The organism is Thioclava sp. NG1 (assembly GCF_003122275.1).
GTDB classification, from domain to species: Bacteria; Pseudomonadota; Alphaproteobacteria; order Rhodobacterales; family Rhodobacteraceae; genus Thioclava; species Thioclava nitratireducens.
Window position 1 is genome coordinate 87,892 of record NZ_QFBB01000011.1, and the last position, 19,681, is coordinate 107,572.

20 protein-coding genes and 1 tRNA gene are annotated in these 19,681 nt (G+C 65.0%); 10 read left to right on the plus strand and 11 right to left on the minus strand.

The features are described 5' to 3' along the window. Positions 1 to 103: 103 nt before the first annotated feature. The gene (locus DEM26_RS17535; protein ID WP_075776579.1) at positions 104 to 538 is read left to right on the plus strand and encodes a hypothetical protein; all 435 of its coding nucleotides are present in this window, start codon (positions 104 to 106) and stop codon (positions 536 to 538) included. 65 nt (positions 539 to 603) lie between these two features. Continuing rightward, the gene (locus DEM26_RS17540; RefSeq protein ID WP_158275153.1) at positions 604 to 2,562 is read left to right on the plus strand and encodes a hybrid sensor histidine kinase/response regulator; all 1,959 of its coding nucleotides are present in this window, start codon (positions 604 to 606) and stop codon (positions 2,560 to 2,562) included. On the opposite strand, the gene DEM26_RS17545 is transcribed toward DEM26_RS17540, so the two are convergent. From DEM26_RS17545 to DEM26_RS20240, 4 genes are all read right to left on the minus strand, one after another. Beyond that, positions 2,537 to 3,250 (minus strand): response regulator transcription factor, encoded by a 714-nt coding sequence (locus tag DEM26_RS17545; protein ID WP_088718716.1) that lies wholly within the window; start codon positions 3,248 to 3,250, stop codon positions 2,537 to 2,539. The two genes, DEM26_RS17540 and DEM26_RS17545, sit on opposite strands and share 26 nt — an antisense overlap. Positions 3,251 to 3,607: 357 nt before the next feature. Beyond that, positions 3,608 to 3,973, minus strand: a complete 366-nt coding sequence (locus DEM26_RS17550) for a hypothetical protein (protein ID WP_075776582.1) — start codon at positions 3,971 to 3,973, stop codon at positions 3,608 to 3,610. A gap of 106 nt (positions 3,974 to 4,079) precedes the next feature. Beyond that, positions 4,080 to 4,526 (minus strand): host attachment protein, encoded by a 447-nt coding sequence (locus DEM26_RS17555; RefSeq protein ID WP_109172964.1) that lies wholly within the window; start codon positions 4,524 to 4,526, stop codon positions 4,080 to 4,082. Between the two features lie 8 nt (positions 4,527 to 4,534). Then, positions 4,535 to 5,374: a universal stress protein gene (locus tag DEM26_RS20240; RefSeq protein WP_075776584.1), complete on the minus strand. Its 840-nt coding sequence runs from the start codon at positions 5,372 to 5,374 to the stop codon at positions 4,535 to 4,537. A gap of 198 nt (positions 5,375 to 5,572) precedes the next feature. Between DEM26_RS20240 and DEM26_RS20440 the strand changes: the two genes are divergently transcribed. Together DEM26_RS20440 and DEM26_RS17565 are read left to right on the plus strand one after the other, a co-directional pair. Further along, entirely contained in the window at positions 5,573 to 6,148 is a 576-nt protein-coding gene (locus DEM26_RS20440) for an Hsp20/alpha crystallin family protein (RefSeq protein ID WP_158275154.1), read from the plus strand. Between the two features lie 155 nt (positions 6,149 to 6,303). Continuing rightward, positions 6,304 to 6,729, plus strand: a complete 426-nt coding sequence (locus DEM26_RS17565; protein WP_109172966.1) for a DUF2267 domain-containing protein — start codon at positions 6,304 to 6,306, stop codon at positions 6,727 to 6,729. A 16-nt stretch (positions 6,730 to 6,745) separates the two neighbouring features. Here the strand turns inward: DEM26_RS17565 and DEM26_RS17570 are convergent, their stop codons facing one another. Further along, positions 6,746 to 7,417: a phosphoribosyltransferase gene (locus DEM26_RS17570; RefSeq protein ID WP_088718719.1), complete on the minus strand. Its 672-nt coding sequence runs from the start codon at positions 7,415 to 7,417 to the stop codon at positions 6,746 to 6,748. Positions 7,418 to 7,645: 228 nt separating this feature from the next. Here DEM26_RS17570 and DEM26_RS17575 point away from each other — a divergent pair, with 228 nt between their 5' ends. From DEM26_RS17575 to DEM26_RS17585, 3 genes are all read left to right on the plus strand, one after another. After that, positions 7,646 to 8,356, plus strand: a complete 711-nt coding sequence (locus DEM26_RS17575; protein ID WP_088734588.1) for an SDR family oxidoreductase — start codon at positions 7,646 to 7,648, stop codon at positions 8,354 to 8,356. 19 nt (positions 8,357 to 8,375) lie between these two features. Further along, the gene (locus DEM26_RS17580) at positions 8,376 to 9,329 is read left to right on the plus strand and encodes an aldo/keto reductase (protein WP_075776588.1); all 954 of its coding nucleotides are present in this window, start codon (positions 8,376 to 8,378) and stop codon (positions 9,327 to 9,329) included. 64 nt (positions 9,330 to 9,393) lie between these two features. Further along, positions 9,394 to 10,131 (plus strand): sulfite exporter TauE/SafE family protein, encoded by a 738-nt coding sequence (locus tag DEM26_RS17585; protein ID WP_075776589.1) that lies wholly within the window; start codon positions 9,394 to 9,396, stop codon positions 10,129 to 10,131. Here the strand turns inward: DEM26_RS17585 and DEM26_RS17590 are convergent, their stop codons facing one another. Both DEM26_RS17590 and aroQ read right to left on the minus strand, forming a co-directional pair. Further along, complete coding sequence (locus DEM26_RS17590) at positions 10,132 to 10,833, minus strand: DUF2927 domain-containing protein (protein WP_109172967.1); 702 nt, start codon at positions 10,831 to 10,833, stop codon at positions 10,132 to 10,134. A 59-nt stretch (positions 10,834 to 10,892) separates the two neighbouring features. Beyond that, entirely contained in the window at positions 10,893 to 11,330 is a 438-nt protein-coding gene (gene aroQ / locus DEM26_RS17595; protein WP_088718722.1) for a type II 3-dehydroquinate dehydratase, read from the minus strand. Positions 11,331 to 11,791: 461 nt separating this feature from the next. Here aroQ and DEM26_RS17600 point away from each other — a divergent pair, with 461 nt between their 5' ends. After that, positions 11,792 to 12,994: an aminopeptidase P family protein gene (locus DEM26_RS17600; protein WP_109172968.1), complete on the plus strand. Its 1,203-nt coding sequence runs from the start codon at positions 11,792 to 11,794 to the stop codon at positions 12,992 to 12,994. A gap of 36 nt (positions 12,995 to 13,030) precedes the next feature. On the opposite strand, the gene DEM26_RS17605 is transcribed toward DEM26_RS17600, so the two are convergent. The 4 genes from DEM26_RS17605 to DEM26_RS17620 form a co-directional block, all read right to left on the minus strand. Continuing rightward, on the minus strand, positions 13,031 to 14,122 hold the full coding sequence (locus DEM26_RS17605) for a LuxR C-terminal-related transcriptional regulator (RefSeq protein ID WP_109172969.1): 1,092 nt from the start codon (positions 14,120 to 14,122) through the stop codon (positions 13,031 to 13,033). A 200-nt stretch (positions 14,123 to 14,322) separates the two neighbouring features. After that, positions 14,323 to 15,543: a surface lipoprotein assembly modifier gene (locus DEM26_RS17610; protein ID WP_158275155.1), complete on the minus strand. Its 1,221-nt coding sequence runs from the start codon at positions 15,541 to 15,543 to the stop codon at positions 14,323 to 14,325. A 79-nt stretch (positions 15,544 to 15,622) separates the two neighbouring features. After that, complete coding sequence (locus tag DEM26_RS17615; protein ID WP_109172971.1) at positions 15,623 to 16,207, minus strand: hypothetical protein; 585 nt, start codon at positions 16,205 to 16,207, stop codon at positions 15,623 to 15,625. Between the two features lie 592 nt (positions 16,208 to 16,799). Further along, positions 16,800 to 16,889: transfer RNA gene (locus tag DEM26_RS17620), tRNA-Ser, on the minus strand. Positions 16,890 to 17,068: 179 nt separating this feature from the next. On the opposite strand from DEM26_RS17620, the gene DEM26_RS17625 reads away from it, so the two are divergent. Beyond that, the gene (locus tag DEM26_RS17625) at positions 17,069 to 18,169 is read left to right on the plus strand and encodes an AI-2E family transporter (protein WP_077701375.1); all 1,101 of its coding nucleotides are present in this window, start codon (positions 17,069 to 17,071) and stop codon (positions 18,167 to 18,169) included. A gap of 69 nt (positions 18,170 to 18,238) precedes the next feature. Then, positions 18,239 to 19,669 (plus strand): protein adenylyltransferase SelO, encoded by a 1,431-nt coding sequence (locus DEM26_RS17630; RefSeq protein WP_109172972.1) that lies wholly within the window; start codon positions 18,239 to 18,241, stop codon positions 19,667 to 19,669. The last annotated feature ends 12 nt before the right edge of the window (positions 19,670 to 19,681 follow it).

The window sequence follows — 19,681 nt, forward strand, 5'->3', positions numbered from 1 at the left end:
GCCAAAGCAGGTTTCGCCACGCGCGCATTGATCTCCATCAATGCACGCGCCTGCCCCTGCGGCAAAGCTCGGGGAGCCGACATCAACTCCGGAGGAGGCTCCGATGCCCAGCTCGACCGACGCGACCGCGTACACCAATGCGGGCTACGCCGAACTGCTGAAACGCCTGCTTCCACCCGACGGACCGGACCCTGCGCTGCTTGGCCCCTTCGTCGCGATGCAGATGCAGGCGGCGGATCGGACATTGCAGTTCAACCAGGAATGGCTGCGCTTCACCACCGATCGGATCACCTGTGACCGCGCCCTGCTCGCCAATCTCGCCAATCCCGGCGATCCGGCGGCCATCGCCGCCGCGTGGTCGGAATTCGTCTCGGGCGCGATCGACGACTATTCCGCGCTCTATCGCCGCCTCTGGGGGCAGGTCGCCGAGGAAATGACGGCGGCTGTGTTCGACACGCAAAAACAGGCGCAGGAACTTTTCGTGACCTCACTGCGGGTCGCGGGCTCCGGAGAGAAGCGTCACGCGACGCCCGTATGAGAGCCCGCGGCAGCGGTTGGCGCGGCACGGGACGCGTGGTGCCAAGCGCGCAAGGAGTGGCGTCGATGGCAAATTCCGAAGAGTGCAGGCCCGACCCGAGACCGGGCCACGGCGCTGCGGCGCTCGCCGAGGATCTGGAGGGCGTGATCGATCTGATACCGGTTCCGGTCGCGGTGTTCGACACCGAGATGCGGTTCGTCGCGGCTTCGGCGGCGTTTCTGGCGGCCTACGGGGGCGATATCGCACATGCCGTCGGGTCGGACCATGACGCGTTGCTGCCTTGGCTGCCTGCCGCCTGCCGCGACGCGCGCGGCAAAGCGCTGGCGGGCGAAACCGTGCAGTGCGACGAGAGCCGCACGATGCGTCCCGATGGCCGCGAGGCGTGGACCCGCTGGACCGTCGCACCGCTGCGCCGCGCAGGACAAGTCGCGGGGATCATCCTGATCATCGAGGACATCAGCGCCGAAAAGGAATTTCAACAGCTGACGGACCTGCGCGCGGAAGAGATCATCGAGGCGATGAAAGCCGCGGGAATTGCGTTCTTCGAGATGGATTTCGACCGCGACACGCTCGTCGCGACGGAGCCCGCACGGCAACTCCTCGAGACGCAGGAGGTACCCGACAGCTTCGACACGTGGATCGCCCTCGCCGCGCCTGAGGATCGTGTGCGCCTGAAAGAGGCGCATCGCGCGGCGATCGACCCCACGGGCAGCCGGAAATTCTCCATCGAGTTCAAGCTCGCCCGCAGCGCCGAGCCCAAGGTGATCGAATTGCGCGGGAACATCCGCTTCGACGAGAGCGCCGACCCGCCCCGCCCGGTCGGCGCTATCGGCGCAATCCTCGACCGGACCGAGCGCGCTCGGATCGCGGCGGCGATGGTGCGCGGGCAGCGGATGGAAACCGTAGGCCGGATGGCGGGGCTGATCGCGCATGATTTCAACAATCTTCTGACCGTCATCCTGTCCAATCTGGAGCTGGCGGCGCGCACCGAGATGGCCGATCTCGCGCGCGGGCATCTCGAACGCGCCATCGACGCGACGCGGATCGGCGCGGGGTTCAACCAGCGGCTGCTGGCGCTCGCGGGGGCGCGGACGCCCAAACCGGTGCGCTTCGGCCTTGATGCGCAGCTCGCAGAGACATGGACGCTTCTCGAGCGGGTGCTCGGAGAACAGGTGCATCTGCGTCTCTTGCCGGGCGCGGATCGAGGCCAGATCTACATGGATCGCGGGGAACTGGACGGAGCGCTGCTCAATCTCGTCATCAATGCCCGCGATGCGATTTCGGCGGCTGGCACCATCACGATCCGGACCGGCAGCGCGCAGCTCGACGTTCAGCAGGCAGGCGAAATCGAAGGCGCGCGCCCGGGCAGGTTCCTGACGGTGAGCGTGAGCGATACCGGCCACGGCATGACGCCGGATGTGCGGCGGCAGGCGCTCGATCCGTTCTTCACCACCAAGGATGCGCGGGTCGGGAACGGGCTCGGGCTGACGAGCGTCGCGAGTTCGGTGGCGCGGGCGGGCGGTTTTCTCGACATCGACAGCGCGCCCGGCAAGGGCACGACGATCACGCTCTATCTTCCCGAGGTCGACGGGGATCCCATGCTTGCCGCAGCCGAAGATCGCGACGCGCTGCGGATGGGTGACGGTCAACTCGTGCTCGTGGTCGAGGACGATCCGCTGGTGCGCGAGACGGTTCTCGACCGGCTGGAAGCCTTGGGATACGCGGTGATCGAGGCCGGGAATGCGCATCAGGCGCTGGAGCAGATCGAGGCGGGCGAGCCGGTGGATCTGCTGTTTTCCGACGTCGTCCTGCCCGGCAGTTGCTCGGGCTTCGACCTGGTCGATCGGGTGCGCGCCCGAGACCCCCGATTGCCGGTGCTTCTGACTTCGGGGCACGCATCGGAGAAATTCGCCGGGCGTCCGAAGGTCGAGCGAGAGATCGAATTGCTCACGAAACCCTATTCGCTCTCGACGTTGAGCGCAGCCGTCGCGCGCGCGCTCAACCCCGACGCGCCTCCTGGTTGATCTGCCCGGTGAAGACATAGCCCACGCCGCGCACCGAGCGGATCATCCGGGGCGACGCGTCTCCCGGTTCGATCTTGCGCCGCAGCCGGGCGATATGGGTGTCGATGGTGCGGTCGTAGGGCGACCAGTCGCGCCCGTGCAGAGCCCGGTTGATATCGTCGCGCGAGAGCACCTGCGCCGGGCGGCTGAGGAACAGCTCGAGCAGCTTCGTCTCGGTTCCGGTCAGGTCCTCGCGGCGCCCGTCGCGATGCTCGATCACACCCCGACGCAGGTCGATGCTGCTGTGATCGATATGGAGCCGGTCGACCGGCACGGCCCGCGTCCGGTATCCCTCGAGCACGCGGCGGATGCGGATCACCACTTCGCGCGCGGCAAAGGGTTTGACGATATAGTCGTCCGCCCCCGCCTCCAGCCCGCGTACCCGGTCTAGTGGCTGACCATATCCCGTGATGAAGACGACCGGAATGTTTCTGCGTCCGCGCAGAACCCGGGCCAAGGCAAACCCGTCATCGGCGCCGAGCCCCAGATCGAGCGTCACGAGGTCGATGCCGCCCGTTTCGATCTCGCGCAACATGCCGGCCGCGTCTTGCGCCTCGCGCACCGCCCAGCCTTCCGCCTCGAGACACTCCCGCAGCGCCGCACGCACGGCGGCATCATCTTCGACGATAAGAATTGTCTGCCGTTCCACAGGCGCCTCCTCCGAAGGTACGCCATGATCCCTTCGCCCTGCCGGTTCTGTCTTTGACCGTGATCAAGCAACGAAACGGGGCGCGGGCAATTAACGTTGAGCGCCGCGTGATCATCGGCCCCTCGCCAAAGCCGTTGAGCCGGTCGGTGCCTTGGCGCGAGACATGTCGGAAAATAACCGGTTGGACGGGACGCGAGTATACGGCCGTCGTGTGCGAGGGAACTCGGCCCCAGAATGCGCAGCGCGCGCTTCCGATGTGGAAACGCGCGCTACTCCCCCCAACAGACCTGCAAGCATTGTCGTTTTATCGACCCCAACCGCCCGCGCGGCCTGCACCCGTGCCCATGCCGCCAACTCTCAATTGCGTCGCTCCATCAGCAGGGCGACCAGCAGCCCGGTCCCCACCATCCCCAGCAGCACCCCGGCCCACGGCACGGGATGGCTGCGCACGCTGCGGCGCAGGTCGTGCTGCGCCTCGGTGAGCGCCTCGCGCATCTCAAAGACCGCGTCGCGGGCATCTTCCACGAACTCGTGGCCGCGCCGCGTCGCTTCGGCGCCAAGATCGCTGGCCCGCAACCGGCCATGACGACGCAGCGCCTGCGCCAGTTCCGTCACATCCTCGCGCAGATCTTCGAGATCGGAGCGGATCGCCTCGACTGCCAGACGCTCGTGTTCCTCGATATCGGCGCGGTCGGGCGTGTCTTCGCTGGAGGACTTGGCCATGACACTTCTCCTCTGATCGGGTTCGACTCCGTGCGGCAGGGTCAGGATGCGAAGCCGCGAGGCGGCACGCATTGATCGCTGTCACTGCAAAATGCAAATGCGCGGGTCACGTCACCTTCAGCGCCTCCTGCAGTTTTTCGCGGAACTGGTTCGACGAAAGGCTCGCAAGGTTAGAGCGGATTTCGCGGTTCACGCGCGCCGCGAGGGAATCGGGCATCGCCTCGCGCATCGCGCCGAGCATGCGTGGCGGCGCGACGAGGACGAGCGTGTCGAACTCCCCCTCCCCGAGGCTGCGTTCGAGGCGGTCGCTCAGATCGCGGGCGAAAGCGAGTTCCTGAACATGGCTCGGATCACCATGCGGCGCCATCGCGGCCCGCCGCCCGGGCGATCCGATCGCGAAACTGCGCCCGGCCCGGTCGCGGTCTCGGTCGCGCGGGCGTGCATGTGGCGATTCAAGCTCGAAGACCAGCGCATGGCCCTCGGCATCGGCTAGCACATGCGCGCTGGCAGAGTTCATCACCACGATCCATTCGATTTTCTTCGGCTGGGGCATCGGCTCACCTATTTCGAAAACAGCACCGGCAGATGGGAAGTCTCCAACAGGCGCGTCGTCACCGCGCCGATCACGAAATCATAGAGCCGCGAATGACCGAACGCGCCGACGGCGATCAGCTCGGCGCCGCGTTCGCGCGCGGTATGCAGCAACTCGTCGCCCGCCTCCGACGTCGTTTTCATCCGGTCGAGAAGCGTCACGTCATATCCGCGCCGGTCGAGCGCCGTCGCCAGATCGTCGCGAAGATCGTCGACCGCCTGCCGCTCTCCCCCGGAGGGCGACACCGAGAGCAGATCGATCCGCGCACCGCTGGCCGCAAGATAGAGCATGTCATGCGCCGCACGCATCGCCTCGCGGCTGCAGGAAACACCGAGAAGAACGTGCCGCGCGGGCCGCTCCAGCTTCGCGGTCTCGCTCACCACCAGCACCGGACGTCCGGTCTGACGGATCAGTTGCTCCTGCAGACGGATGTCGCTCGCGCGGCCGGCATGGGGCGGCACCCGCGCCGAGACGACCAGATCGGCGGCGCGGCAGCTATCGACGAGAAAGTCGACCAGCGCGTCGCGCGTGTCGACCGGGCTGCGGAACTCTCCCTGCACATCCTCTGCCGTCAGCGCGTGCTCGAAGGTCTCGCGGATCGCGGCGGCCTCCTTGCGCTGCCAGTCGAGGAATTCGGGGTAGATAATCGGATCGCTCGCCAGATCGCCCCCCAACAGCGGCAGCGGCTCGACGCCATGCACCCCGATCAGATGGGCGTTGAAACCGCGACACAACCCGGCCGTCATCGGGGCGAGCCATCGGGCGTCGTCGGTCTCGAGAAAGGCGGCGGCAACGGTGCGCGGAATCATCTTCGGGCTCCTGAGTGGCTGGCATCGCGCCGAGACTGCGCCGCTGCGGGCGATGCGGCATTGATCGCGCGCAACGTCGGAGCGGTTCGGAACCATCGGTCCGCCGCGCCCCCTATGCGCGCCGTCAATGCGCAAGCCGCACCGGTCGTGACAGCTTCGATGGCGTTCTACCAAGACACTTCGCATGGGAGATCCAGCATGACACCACAAGCCACCGAGATCGGCGTCAAGCACGAGAGCGCCCCGCCGACCAGCAAGCCCCCGAGCGCCGAAACAACGGCGAAACCTCCAGCCTCCAGCGCCGCCCCGCCCGCGCGGGGGCGCGATGTCTTCGCGATGCTGCGTTCCGAGATCGACCGCCTGTTCGACGACTTTGCGCGTCCCGGAGCCGGATGGCCGCGCGCCCTGACCCTGCCGTCGGGCTTCGGCGACCTTTCGCTCTCCGCGCCCGCGATGGATTTCGTCGCGAATGACGGGAGCTACGAGCTGCGCGTCGACATGCCCGGGCTCAAGCCCGAGGAGATCGAGCTCAAGCTCGACGACGGACGCCTAAAGATCCGCGGAGAAAGCTCCAGCAAGCGCGAGACGCATGAGGGCGACTACGTCGTGCAGGAACGGAGCTCCGGCAGGCTCGAACGCACGATCACCTTGCCGCGCGGGGTCGATCCAGACCGCATCGACGCGGTTCTGAGCGACGGGGTTCTGACCGTGACCCTGCCGAAAACCACCGAAGCGCGCGAGAAAGACCGCCGCATCGCGGTCAAGGCGCAATAATTGCGCATGACCGGAGGCTTGCCCCGTGCGCCGCAACCGTTCGGCGCGCGGGGCCGCCCCAAATCTGGAAGGACAATCCTGCTGATCGCGGAATATCTCGCGAGTATCCAAAGCTGAGGCGGTGTCTTCAGTACTTCGACCGGGAGGTTCGACCGATGAAAGTGACCGGCCTGAGCGCCATCGACCACGCCCCGCAGATCGTGGCGGAATGGCTCAACGATCTGGAATATCGTCTGGACAACAAGGATCGCAGCCACGCCTATCTGCTGCTGCGTACCACCTTGCATGCGATCCGCGATTTCCTGACCACCGCGGAAGCGGCCGATCTCGGGGCGCAGCTTCCAGTGTTGCTGCGCGGCATCTACTATGACGGTTTCGTGCCCTCCCGCCAGCCCGCGCATCCGCGCAATCGCGATGCCTTCGTGGCGAGGGTCGCGGAGGCGTTCGCAGACCACCCGCTCGACGATCCCGAAGCGGAGGTGGCGGCGGTGTTCGATCTGTTGCACGAGCGGATTTCCGAGGGCGAATACCGGCAGGTGACGCAGGCGATGCGTCATTCGTTGCGCAGCCTCCTGGCCTGATCGCGCCTCTGGGCCGCTATGCCGGATCCTTGCCCAAGGGGCGCGCCCGCGCCTTCGCGAGAATTTGCGTGACCTCGGCGTCCGGCACCTGATCGAAATAGGTGTAATAGGCCCCGACCGCTCCGAAGAATTCCACCTCGAGCGGGCAGACCACGCGGTCGGCCTCGGTGCGGATCGCCTCCAACGCGTCGGTGGCGCCGACCGGGGTCGCACAGACCAGCTCGGCTGGACCGGCGGCGCGCACTGCCCGCAACGCCGCGCGCATCGTGGCCCCCGTGGCCACCCCATCATCCACGAGGATCGCGACCCGCCCGGCCAGCGGCAGCCCCGGGGCCCCGTAAAGCTTGATCCGGTCCGCGATCACCTCGCGTTCGCGGGCCGCGAGACGCTCCAGCGTCGCCGCGTCGCAGCCGGTGGCGCGGATCACGTCCGCGTTGCGCACGATCACCTCGCCGCGAAGACCCGCGATCGCTGCAAGCGCCACTTCGGGATTGCTGGGCGCGCCGAGCTTGCGCACGAAAACGAGGTCCAGCGGCAGATCGAGACGCTCCGCGATCTCCCACGCGATCGGCACCCCACCGCGCGGCAGGGCGAGCACCACCGCGTCGCGCCCGCGATAGGCGTCGAGCTTTCGGGCGAGGATGATCCCCGCCTCCCTCCGGTCGGTGTAACCTTCGAAATCGGACATCCGGATGAGCCTCTGCAGGGGCGTATTCGACCGTAAGCCTGCCGTGCCCTCCGGCCCGTGGCATTGATTTCGAACAACGAGGGCGGATTTGTTTTCGCTCTGCTGGGTCTTGCGCAGCCCGCGCCCGGCGCAAAGAATTTCGGGACGATCTCGCGCGGGGCCCTAAGTCGATTTGAAGCGCAGACCGCCCCGCCCTCACCGCGGGCCCGACAGGAGGAGACCATCGTCATGAGTTTGAAAGACAACCGCATTCTCGTCGTCGGCGGTTCGTCCGGCATCGGCTTCGGCGTGGCGCAGGCGGCGCTCGCGCGCGGCGCACAGGTGAGCATCGCCTCACGCTCGGCTCAGAAGATCGAGGATGCCTGCAAACGGCTGGGCGGCAAAGTCGCGGGCGTCACGCTCGATACCGGCGACGCCGCCGCGCTGGAGGCGTTTTTCGCGGAGCGCGAAGCGTGGGAACATGTCTACTGCTCGGCAGCCAGCACCAAGGTCGCGGCGGTGAAGGAGTTGCCGCTGGAGGACGCGCAGGCCTCGTTCGAGTCGAAGTTCTGGGGCGCTTATCGGCTCGCTCGTGCGGCGAAGATCGGCCACGGCGGCTCGCTCACCTTCACCTCGGGCTTTCTGTCGCAGCGGCCCAAGGCGGGCGCGGCGATCCAGGGCGCGATCAATGCCGGCCTCGAGGGGCTGACCCGTGGCCTCGCGCTGGAATTCGCGCCGGTGCGGGTTAACTGCATCTCTCCCGGGCTGGTGAAAACCGAGATGTACGAGACCCTTGAAGGCGACAGCCGCCGCGCGATGTTCGACAATGCCGCGGACCGCCTTCCTGCGGGTCGCGTGGGCCTGCCCGAACATATCGCGATTCAGGCGCTCGCCCTGATGGACAACCCTTACATGACCGGCACCACCGTCTTCGTCGAAGGTGGCGGGCTGCTGGTCTGAGCAAGCGAAAGGACCTCCCATGAAACGCACAGCTCTCGGAACGACCGGCTTCGAGATCGCCCCCATCGTCTTCGGCGGCAATGTCTTCGGCTGGACGCTCGACGAGGTCGCAAGCTTCCGCATTCTCGACGCTTTCATCGACCACGGCTTCGACGCGATCGACACCGCCGATGTCTATTCGAAATGGGCCGAGGGCAATGCGGGCGGCGAGTCCGAGACGGTTCTTGGCCGCTGGTTCGACGCACGCCCCGGAATGCGCGACAAGGTGAAGCTGTTCACCAAGGTCGGCTCGGATATGGGCGGCCCGGGCGAGAAAGGCCTCGGCGCGGAGTGGATTTCCAAGGCCATCGACCGGTCGCTGGCGCGGCTGCGCACCGATCACGTCGATCTCTATTTCTCGCATTGGCCCGATGACAGCGTGAGCCATGCCGAGACGCTGGGCGCCTATGACAAGCTTCTCAAAGCGGGCAAGATCGGAGCGATCGGAGCGTCGAATTACGATGCCGCCATGCTGAAAGCGGCGCTGGAGACTGCCGATAGCGAGGGGCTGCCGCGCTATCAGGTGATCCAGCCGGAATATAACCTTTATGACCGCGAGGCTTTCGACGGGCCGTTGCGCGATCTCTGTGTCAGCGAGACTATCGGGGTGGTCACCTATTTCTCGCTCGCCGCCGGGTTCCTGTCGGGCAAGTATCGCTCGAAAGCCGATCTGGAAGGCCGCAAGCGCGGCGGGATGGTCGAGAAATACCTCACCGATCGCGGCATGGCGCTTCTCGACGTGCTCGAAGACGTGGCGAGCCAGAAAGGCGCGAAACCCGCCGAGGTGGCCATCGCCTGGCTGATCAACCGGGAGGGCGTCAGCGCCCCGATCGCCAGCGCTACCAGCATCGAGCAGGTGGAAAGCTTCGCGAAGGCCGCGGAGATGACGCTCAGCGACGAAGAGATGCGCCGACTCACAGACGCGGGCGCCTGATCGCCTTCTTTCGGGTGGCCCGCCGGGCCGCCCGCTTCTCCCCTCCTGCCCGGACGCCGTTCACATGTATGAAACCGTTTTGCTGATCGTCGCGGCGCTGGTCGTCGGCATGTCGAAAGGAGGGCTTTCGTCCGCTGCGGCCATCGCGGTGCCAATGCTCGCGCTGTTCATGAACCCGGTGAAGGCGGCAGCCACGCTACTGCCGGTCTATATCGTGACCGACTGGGTGGGCGTCTGGCTCTACCGTCACCATTTTTCCAGGCGGAACCTGTTCATTCTCGTGCCCGCGATGCTTGCCGGCGTCGCCATCGCGACCGTGATCACGCCCTACACGCCGGAATGGGCGTTGCTCATCTTCACCGGGCTGATCGGGATATGGCATGTCGGGCGCGCCTGGCTGAAACGGCATGACGACAGCCAGGCCGAGGCCAAGGTGATCCCGGGGCTGTTCTGGGGCACGCTGACCGGGATCGCGAGCTTCATCACCCATTCCGGCTCGCCGCCTGCGCAGGCCTACCTGCTGCCGCAGAAGCTGCCCAAGCTGGAATTCGCGGGTACCATCGCCATCGCCTTCGCCATCGGAAATATCGTGAAACTGCCTGCCTATTGGGTGATCGGTCAGCTCGACGGGCTGAACTGGCCCCTTGTCGCGGGGCTGGCCGTGGCGGGGATCGCAGGAACCGTTGCGGGGCGTTGGCTGACCGCGCGGCTGTCGCAGCAACTCTACATGCGGGTTATCCAGATCATGCTGGCAGTGCTGTCGGTCCTGCTGCTGATCCGCGGCGCGACGCAGGTGATGTGATCAGCGCGGCGGGTAATGGCTGCGCAGCGCCATCGCGTCCTGCCCGATCAGCCGCGTGACCGAATTCCCGTCCTCCGAGAAAATCGAGCTTTGGGTGTAATACGGATCTTCCAGATCGGTCGAGAAACCGAGCGATTGCACGATCTCTTCCAGCACGACCGAGCGGATATCGCGCATCTGGATGTCCCGGCTGAAGGCGATATCGGCATCCATGATCCGGCCCGTGTTGGTCTGCCAGTAGAAGGTCACCTTCGCGACCGTGCCCGGTCCCAGTCGCCGGCCATTGAGCCGCATCGATGGTGTGCCGCGCACCGTGCCGCCCACGGGCGTGTCGGTCAGGTAGAGCTTGATATCGGCGGGACGCGCCCCGGCATAGCTAAGGTGCAACGCAGCGCCGGTCTTGTTGATCTGCGCGATCGCGGCCAGGGCGGCCTGTTCGATGGCATGGGCGCGCTTGGCTGGAAAATGCTGTGAGCGGAAGGCGAGGCCGACCGTCAGATCGCGGCATTTGCTGGCCGACCAGCGGCGGTAGGGCAAGGTGCAGGCGCCCCCAGGCCGCGCGGCGCAGGCCATCGCGCGATAGAAGTCGCGGTCGCTCATCTTGCCGGAATTGGCGATGTTCCGGTCGGCGCCGGTGTCGCTCGCCCAGGCGGGGGCCGCAAGGTTCACTGCAAGTGCGAGGCAGGTCGCGCCCGGGATCATACCGAACGCAATTCTAAGTTTTTTCTCAAACGCTTGCAGACCGATCTTAAAGCCCCCTCTTAACTCAGAACCGAACAGGCGCGGCGGGTTGCGAGCGCGTAACCCTCGATCCCGAAGCCTGCCAGAACCCCCTCCGCCCGTTGCGAGATGTAGGAATGATGGCGGAAGCTTTCCCGCTTGTGAACATTGGAAATATGCACTTCGAAGACCGGGCCTTCGAAGGTGTTGAGCGCATCGAGGATCGCGACGGAAGTGTGGGTGTAGGCCCCCGCATTGATCACGATGGCGCAGGCCTCGTCGCGCGCATGGTGGATCTGCTCGACGATTTCGCCCTCGAAATTCGACTGGAACAACGCGACATCGAAGCCGCGGGGCTGCGCCTCCTCGCGGCAAATCCGCTCCACGTCCTCGAGCGTGTCCGAGCCGTAGATCTCGGGCTGGCGCTTGCCCAGAAGGTTCAGGTTCGGGCCGTTGAGGATATGGATTGTCTTCGACATTCTGCGCTCCGAGTGGCGCGTGAGGCAGGCGCGCCCTGCCCCTCGCGCGGATCAATTTCCCCAAGCTATAGTGCCTTGCGCGGCCCTCCGTCCAGCAAAAGGGCGTGATCGGTTGCGGCGGCGAGCGGTCGCTGACACCACGACATCCGCAAGCGCATCCTAGATCCCCGCCTCGGCCTCGCTGAACAGTTGCAGCGGCGGATGCCGCGCGACCAATGCGATGGCCTCTCCGCCCCCGGCCAGTGTGCGAAAACAAATCGCACGTAGCAGCCGCCAAGGACTTGGCAGCGGGGCCGTTTTCGCCCACTCTGTCGGCGAGGGCTGAAGGCGATGGCGTCGCCAGCGCGTTGCGCGCCCGCCCGATCACCCGTCCTGTACGCCGGGATCTTGCTTTGTCGCAGCGCGCGACGGGGGAAGATCGTCCCTCGGCGCGTTGCGGCCTCTGATAAGGAAGAGTGCCGATGGACCGTCCTGCTTTTTACCGATTTCACCAAGGCGAGCGCATCCTGCCCTTCGCTGCCAGCGAATACGAGGCGCGGCTCGCGGGTCTCCGCGCGGCGATGAGCCAAGCGGGCATTGATGCCTGCCTGTTCACTTCGATGCATAACATCGCCTATTACTCGGGTTTTCTATACTGCGCCTTTGGGCGGCCCTACGCGCTGGTCGTGACGCCAAGCGACAGCGTGACTATCTCGGCGGGGATCGATGCCGCGCAACCGTGGCGGCGCGGCCATGGCGACAATATCACCTATACCGACTGGGCGCGGAACAATTACTGGCGCGCGATCGCCTCCGTCACCGGCAAACGCCGCGTGCTGGGCATCGAGTCCGATCACCTGACGCTGGCGCAGGCGGCGCTTCTGCAGGATTTCCTCGAGCCGACCGAGACCCGCGACATCGCCCCCGCCACGATGCGGCAACGGATGCACAAATCGCCCGCCGAGATCGCCCTGATCCGGCAAGGAGCCGCGGTCGCGGACGTGGGTGGCTATGCTATCCGCGAGACGATCCGCGAAGGCGTGCGCGAAATCGACGTGGCGATGGCGGGCCGCGACGCGATGGAGTTGGAGATCGCCAGGCGATTTCCCGACGCCGAGTATCGCGATACCTGGGTCTGGTTCCAGTCGGGCATCAACACCGACGGCGCGCATAACCCGGTGACGGGGCGCGTTTTGCAGCGCGGCGATATCCTGTCGCTCAACACCTTCCCCATGATTTCAGGCTATTACACGGCGCTAGAGCGCACGCTGTTCGTGGGCGAAGTTGACGACGCCTCGCGCGCGATCTGGGAGGCGAATGTCGCCGCCCATGAATACGGGATGAGCCTTCTGAAACCCGGGGCGAGTTGCGCCGAGGTGACCGAGACTATCAATGCCTTCTTCGCCGAGCGTGACTTGCTGCAATATCGCACCTTCGGCTATGGCCACAGCTTCGGCGTGCTGTCGCATTACTACGGGCGCGAAGCGGGGCTGGAGTTGCGCGAGGATATCGACACGGTGCTGGAGCCCGGAATGGTGATCTCGATGGAGCCGATGCTGACGATCCCCGAGGGCCAGCCCGGCGCGGGCGGCTATCGTGAGCACGACATCCTCGTGATCACCGAGGACGGCAACGAGGACATCACAGGCTACCCCTACGGGCCGGAGTTCAACGTGGTGGGATGATGTGACCGGCACGTGGGCGGCCCGGCTGCCCGCGCGCTACAAAAGCCCGAAGCGCAATGCGATCGCCACGGCTTCGGCGATCGTCCGGGCGCCGAGTTTGCGGCGCAGGTTGGCGCTGTGCATATCGATTGTCGGCATGGCCAGATCGAGGTCATGGGCCAGCTGATCGCGCCTGCGGCCGCGGATCATCCCGTGCAGGACATCGCGCTCGCGCGGGGTAAGGTGAATCCTGTCGCGCGGTGCATCCACCAGATCGCGAAGGGCTGTCTCTTCCTCGCTCGTGACGATGACGAGGACCCGGCGCCCGCCATCTGTGCGCGGCAGAAGGTTCAGTCGCAGCCTCGGAATGATCCGCCCGTCCGCCCCACGCATCTGCGGCAGATCGAGCGAGCCCGCAGCGCTTTTGCCAGCATCGGTCGCCCGTCCGATCGCGCGGCGCAAGGCAGGTTGCGCCGCCCCGCGCGCCCGCAGCACACGCTGGAAATTCAGCACGAGAAGCGGGTGGATTTCTATCAGCGTCTCCGCCATCCCGTTCATCCGCACAAGGCGGCCCTCGTGATCGAGCTCGAAAATCGGGGCGTCGTCGAGCAGGCTGTTATCAGACGCGGTGACCTGCTGGATACTGGCGCGATGAAGCTCCCGACGGATCTTGTGCAGCCGCCCCAGATCCTGGACATGCGCGCCGAGAGTCTTCATCTCGGGGTCGGTGAAATCACCCCCGCGCTTACCCTTGTGGAACGCCGTGGCGACCAAACCGTCGCGGGTGCTCTGCATCATCGCGAGACACCAGTAGCGATCGACACCGTTCTTCACGATGAAATCGTTATACATTTCGCTGCGTTCGAACTCCTGCGCGCTCACGTGGTCCGACAAACGAAACAGCCCTGTTCCACACTTCTCCGGCGTGCCATGGGCCAACCATGGGTCGTGCCCCTCGAAGGAATTGTAGTCGAGATTGGCCTCCGCCTGGGTTCCGGCGGTAATTTCGCGATAGTCGCCGGGATGGAGCCAGATGAAGATCGCGGAGGGAATGTCGATCTCCCGCGCTATCATGCTGGGCAGCAACGTGAACAACTCGTCGTCAAGCGCGGCGTCGTAGATCTCGTGATGCGATATGAGATGTGACATCGGATCAGGTCAGTCGTCGCGGGCGGACCATTGGTGACATGATGTGCGTTTCTTGAAAAACGACGCGCAGAAACGAACCCGGCATTGCCCCCCCAAACTTTTCAAACAACCGCCAATCGGACCGTCGAGCCTGCACCCGACTGCGACGAAGCTGAAATGCTCACCGATTATGTTTTTTGACATAAAACACCGACTTTTCCTCAAAAATCAAGCTTGAGGGAAAAAGCGCAATCGACCGAGTTCGTCGTGTAGAGCGCGACATTCGACCGGGTGCGCCGCGCCGTGCAAGAAATTCTGGGTGTTTGACCGAGGATTTTCACCCGCTTCAACTCCAGGCTCAGACCGAGGCTTGCGGCCCGGTCGCGGCGATGTACGCCGACGATCGGAAAGGCGGCATCATAGCGGCGCTCGCCATAGCTGAGCGACAGCCCGCCCCGTACGCCCGCGATCAAGGGGCGCTCGAAACCCACGCGCAATTCGGCGCCGGAATAGCGGTGATAGTCCGTCCGGGGCACGGCGCGCTCCAGCCTCAGGCCATAGCTCAGGGCACCGCGCCGCCCCACCCGCGTCCGGCGTGCGAGATCGACGTAATATCTCGGCCCGCTCAGGTAGGACTTCTCGCCATAGCTGGCATATTCGCCGCCCAGCCGGAAAACCGTGCGCCCGTCCGCCACGGACCGCCACGCCTTCGCGAACCGGACTCCGCGCGTGAGATTGTCCGACGTGATGTCTTGCGACCCGCCGCCATAGCGCCTGTCGCGGACGAACGCCTCGACCGACCAGGGCCCGCGACGGCCGAGATGCTCATATTGCACCGCAAGGCCGGGCTCGGAATAACGCAATGTCGCAGTGTGGTACCACGCCCCCGCATAAGAGGCGCGAAACCGGATGCGATGACCCGGGCGCGGCTGAATGAACCAGTCGAGATTGGCGCCATAGCCGAGCCCCACGCCGGAGGTCTCGTTGCCGCCATCTTTGATCAGGAAGGTCCCGAAATCTGTCACGAGGTAACGCTCCGAGGCGACATGATCGACATTGCTGCTCGGCAGGATCGAGGCGGTGGCGGAGAAGCGCAGCGGATGCGCGCGATCGAGCGACTGCCACGCCGCGAGAAGCGCGTCTTCGTGCTTTGGATCCTTGGCGAGCGCGTAACGCAGGAACGCCTCGTTGCGGCGCACGGAGCCAAGTTTCCTGAAGCTTTGCTCCAACCCGGCCTGCGCCGGAGAAAATTCCGGATGGCGCGACGCGATTTCGCCGAAAATCAGCAGCGCCCGCCCCGGTTTGCCCTGCGCGAGCTGCGCATTCGCCACGCCGAGCCAATCCGAAACCGTCTGTTCGGCGAAGCTACGCGTCGGCAAGAGCGTGGAGGTGACAAGCGCGAAGGCGAGCCAGATCAGGAGGAAGGAAGAACGGTATCGCATCGCGCTTGTCGTTTGCCTCTCGGCGAGACGGAAAGAGACCGGACGCAGAACGTCCGGCCTGTGCAGGAAAAGCCCCGCCTCAATTCTCGGTGGCGTAATAATTGCCGCCGACGTTGCGGACATCAGTGCCGTCGGTCAACGTGCCGGAGACGTCGCCCACGGCGGTGAGCGTCCCCCCGTCGTCATAGAAGCTGCCGTTCATATCCAGAGCGAAATCTGCGCCCGGAGAGCTGCCATCCGACATCGTGCCCGTCGCGGTCGCGACCATGGTCGAGCCGGAAACCGTGCCCGCAACGTCGAGCGAGCCCGTCACATTGGCTTCTTTCGTCAGGACGTCGCCGCTGTAGATGCCGAAGTTCGTTCCCTTGCCGGTCAGCTTTCCCGTGTCAAAATCGACATCCATCGCCAATTCCCCCATCACGGTCGTGGTCGGGTCGTCGGGATTGACGTTGCTTACGCCCATAAAGCCCGACATCGACGCCTGCCCCGTCGGCGCGGTCGTCTTCAGGTCGCCCGTACCGATCCTGTCCGCGTAGTCGGAATAGGTTGCATCGACGTTTTGGGCCTCTGCCGAGGTCAAGGCCCCGGAAGACCCGTTGCTGCTGTTGCAGGCAGCCAGCGCAAGACAGGCGGCTGACGCCGCGAGAGCGAGTTTGAATGTCATGAGAATACCCCGATTTTTTGGTGTTTTGTCACGGCCCAAGCACACGAACCGATCACGCGCATTTCATGTCACGGCACCGAAAGCTCGCAACCTATGAGAACTTATAGGGTTCTGCGAAATTGGCGCCCGAGCGCCCTCCGCAGTCCCGAAATCACGAAAACGTGCAAACCTGCGTAAACCTTGGTTTCTCGGAGATGAAGGAACGGGACGGCGCGGCGTTTCGGGACATTCGACCATGTCCGGCATAGCCCGGAACAAACTGCGCACAGCGCACGGGACGGATCGGAGCGCATTGCAAAGAACGCAACGGGCCATCGGCGAAAGGCGCGCTTCGAATGCACCGACAATGGCTGGCCAGGAAAAACGTCATCGGCTCCGTCCCGACCGCTGAATCAAGTCCCGCCAACTGGATCAGCAGAACAGCAGCGCCTTCTGCAGCGAAGCGTTCACCACAAACATCGTCCCGCCCGTCCATGACGCGCGAGTCGACGCTGGCCCCCGCGAAGCGAGGGATCGGGCTCGCGCGGCGCAGCGTAAACTGCGGCGCAAAGCCTCGCTAGGCGCTTGAAAACATGGGCTTGAAAGGGGGTAATGGCGGAGCGGAAGGGATTCGAACCCTCGAGACGGTTTCCCGCCTACACACTTTCCAGGCGTGCGCCTTCGACCACTCGGCCACCGCTCCGCCGGCGGGTTTATCCGCAAATCCGGGAGGGATGCAAGAGCCGATCCGGAATAATGCGAAGGACATTAAAAAGCCCTGAAAACACGCAGGTTCGGCGCTTGCGCGCCTGCCCGGTGGCTCCTAGCATAAGAAAATCAGGTTACGCCCCCGTCAGGGGCAGGCACAGGAAGATGATGAAGATGAAGGACACTCCCGATGAGGGCCGCCCCGCCCTGATCGATGGGCGCGCATTCGAGCCGCGCGCGCTCACCAACGTGCTTCTCGGCATCATCGCCTTCGCGCTGGCGCTGTTCCTGATGGTGCAGGCGAAATTCATCCTGATCTCTCTGGCCATCGCGATCATCCTGTTCTCGCTGACCTCCGAGGCGATCAATGCGGTCGGGCGGCTCCGGATCGGGCCGGTCTCGATCCCGCCGCGTCTGGCGTCGCTGGTGGCACTGGCGCTGATCGCGGGCGGGCTGCTCACGCTGAGCGCGGTGCTGATCTCGCAGGTGAACACCGTCGTGACGATGGTGCTGAACTATGCGGGCCCCGCGCAGCAGGCGATCGCGCAACTCTTCGGCTGGATGGGCCCCGAGGTTGAGCAATCGGTGCTGGAATCGATGCAGAGCATTCAGGTCGCAGGGTATCTGACCACCCTGGCGGGTCAGGCCTCGAACCTGCTTTCGGCCACGATCCTGATCATTCTGTTCGTGGGCTTCCTGTTCGCCGAGCGGATCTGGTTCGACGCGAAGCTGAACTCGCTGATGGGGGATCGCGCCAGCGCAGAGCGGATCGCGAGAATGGTCGGCACGATCATGCGCCGGGTGAACCACTATCTGCTGGTCAAAGCCATTGTCAGCGCCGTCACGGCCATCGCGGTCTACGGCGTCTTCACCGTGGGCGGCTTCGACTTGGCGCTCCCGGTCGCGATCATCACCTTCGCACTGAACTTCATCCCCTCGATCGGCTCGATCATCGCGACGGTTATCGCGACGCTCGCGGTCTATGTGCTGACCCAGAATCCCTACACGGCGGGCACGGTGCTCGTCGCGGTCGGCATCCTGCAATTCGTGATCGGCAACGTGATCGACCCGATGCTGATGGGCCATGCGCTGCGGCTGTCGAGCTTCGGGATCATCATCTCGCTTGCCTTCTGGGGCGCGGTCTGGGGGCTTCCGGGGATGTTCCTCGCCGTGCCGATCATGGTGGCGCTGATGATCATCTGTTCGCAAAGCCCGCGTCTGCGTCCGCTCGCGGTGCTGCTGTCGCGCGAAGGTCTGCCGGACATGGAACATTGAAGGCCGCTGACAGCCAACGGGGATTGGATTGAAGGGCGCAAGGCTTAGATAGGGAGGTAAGGAGACGCCATGACCATTCCCTTCGACAACAGCTATGCCCGCCTGCCCGACACGTTCTTCGAACGTCAGCCGCCCCAACCGGTGAAAGCGCCGGAACTGGTGCTGCTGAACCGCGACCTTGCCGACCGTCTGGGCCTGGATGCCGATTGGCTGGAGGGCCCCCAAGGGCTCGAGATGCTGGCCGGCAACACGATGCCCGAGGGCGCGGAGCCGATCGCGCAGGCCTATGCGGGTCACCAGTTCGGTGGCTTCGTGCCGCGTCTGGGCGATGGGCGTGCGGTGCTGCTGGGTGAAGTGGTCGCGCCCGATGGCGTGCGCTTCGATCTGCAACTGAAAGGCGCCGGGCGCACCGCGTTTTCGCGTGGCCGCTCCGACGGGCGGGCGTGGCTCGGTCCGGTATTGCGCGAATATGTCCTGAGCGAAGCGATGGCGAAGCTTGGCGTGCCGACGACGCGCGCGCTCGCCGCCGTGCGGACGGGCGAAACCGTTGTGCGCGATGCCTCGGGGCGTCCCGGGGCGATCCTGACCCGCGTCGCGCGCAGCCATATCCGCGTCGGCACCTTCCAGTATTTCGCGGCGCGCAATGATCGCGATGGATTAAGAACGCTCCTCACCACGTTGATAGATCGCCATTATCCGGAATGTGATACACCGCTCGAAGTCCTGCGTGCGGTAGCGGCGAAGCAGGGCGAGCTCGTCGCGAAATGGATGGCGCTCGGCTTCATTCATGGCGTGATGAACACCGACAACATGGCGCTGTCGGGCGAGACGATCGACTATGGCCCCTGCGCCTTCATGGACCATTACCATCCGGGGCGGGTCTTCTCCTCCATCGACCAACAGGGCCGCTACGCCTATGCGCGCCAGCCGCAAGTGGCGGTCTGGAACCTTGCGCAATTCGCGACCTGCCTGATGCCGCTGATCGGCGACGACGATGCGGCGATCGAACGGGCGAGTGCCGCCGTCGACAGCTTCATCGGCGTCTATCAGGGCGAATGGCTGCGGCTGATGGGCCGCAAGATCGGCCTCGCTGAGGCGACCGAGGAAGACCTGCCGCTCATCGAGGACCTGTTGAACCGCATGGCGACCGAGAAGGCCGATTTCACGCGTGTCTTCAGCGCGTTGCGGCGCGATCCTAAGACGGCGGGTCAAGAGTTCACAGAGCCGATGGCATTCGATCTCTGGCGCGAGGGATGGGAGAAGCGGATCGCGAGCGAAGACGATCCGCGCGCCGTCATGGAGATGGCGAACCCGCTGCGCATTCCGCGCAACCACCGGGTCGAGGAGATGATCGCGGCCGCGGTCGATGGTGATGACGGTCCACTCCACAGGCTTATGGAGGCGCTGGCGGACCCCTATGCGGAAGATCCGCGTTACGCCTCGTATGAAGACGCCCCGAAGCCCGACGAACGGGTCTTCCGGACCTTCTGCGGGACATGAAGATCACCCTGT

Bases quoted from the DNA above. Each gene is read 5' to 3' on its own strand.
- DEM26_RS17535 (WP_075776579.1), top strand. From the start codon at position 104: ATGCCCAGCTCGACCGACGCGACCGCGTACACCAATGCGGGCTACGCC.
- DEM26_RS17540 (WP_158275153.1), top strand. From the start codon at position 604: ATGGCAAATTCCGAAGAGTGCAGGCCCGACCCGAGACCGGGCCACGGC.
- DEM26_RS17550 (WP_075776582.1), bottom strand. From the start codon at position 3,973: ATGGCCAAGTCCTCCAGCGAAGACACGCCCGACCGCGCCGATATCGAG.
- DEM26_RS17555 (WP_109172964.1), bottom strand. From the start codon at position 4,526: ATGCCCCAGCCGAAGAAAATCGAATGGATCGTGGTGATGAACTCTGCC.
- DEM26_RS20240 (WP_075776584.1), bottom strand. From the start codon at position 5,374: ATGATTCCGCGCACCGTTGCCGCCGCCTTTCTCGAGACCGACGACGCC.
- DEM26_RS20440 (WP_158275154.1), top strand. From the start codon at position 5,573: ATGACACCACAAGCCACCGAGATCGGCGTCAAGCACGAGAGCGCCCCG.
- DEM26_RS17565 (WP_109172966.1), top strand. From the start codon at position 6,304: ATGAAAGTGACCGGCCTGAGCGCCATCGACCACGCCCCGCAGATCGTG.
- DEM26_RS17570 (WP_088718719.1), bottom strand. From the start codon at position 7,417: ATGTCCGATTTCGAAGGTTACACCGACCGGAGGGAGGCGGGGATCATC.
- DEM26_RS17575 (WP_088734588.1), top strand. From the start codon at position 7,646: ATGAGTTTGAAAGACAACCGCATTCTCGTCGTCGGCGGTTCGTCCGGC.
- DEM26_RS17580 (WP_075776588.1), top strand. From the start codon at position 8,376: ATGAAACGCACAGCTCTCGGAACGACCGGCTTCGAGATCGCCCCCATC.
- DEM26_RS17585 (WP_075776589.1), top strand. From the start codon at position 9,394: ATGTATGAAACCGTTTTGCTGATCGTCGCGGCGCTGGTCGTCGGCATG.
- DEM26_RS17590 (WP_109172967.1), bottom strand. From the start codon at position 10,833: ATGATCCCGGGCGCGACCTGCCTCGCACTTGCAGTGAACCTTGCGGCC.
- aroQ (WP_088718722.1), bottom strand. From the start codon at position 11,330: ATGTCGAAGACAATCCATATCCTCAACGGCCCGAACCTGAACCTTCTG.
- DEM26_RS17600 (WP_109172968.1), top strand. From the start codon at position 11,792: ATGGACCGTCCTGCTTTTTACCGATTTCACCAAGGCGAGCGCATCCTG.
- DEM26_RS17605 (WP_109172969.1), bottom strand. From the start codon at position 14,122: ATGTCACATCTCATATCGCATCACGAGATCTACGACGCCGCGCTTGAC.
- DEM26_RS17610 (WP_158275155.1), bottom strand. From the start codon at position 15,543: ATGCGATACCGTTCTTCCTTCCTCCTGATCTGGCTCGCCTTCGCGCTT.
- DEM26_RS17615 (WP_109172971.1), bottom strand. From the start codon at position 16,207: ATGACATTCAAACTCGCTCTCGCGGCGTCAGCCGCCTGTCTTGCGCTG.
- DEM26_RS17625 (WP_077701375.1), top strand. From the start codon at position 17,069: ATGAAGGACACTCCCGATGAGGGCCGCCCCGCCCTGATCGATGGGCGC.
- DEM26_RS17630 (WP_109172972.1), top strand. From the start codon at position 18,239: ATGACCATTCCCTTCGACAACAGCTATGCCCGCCTGCCCGACACGTTC.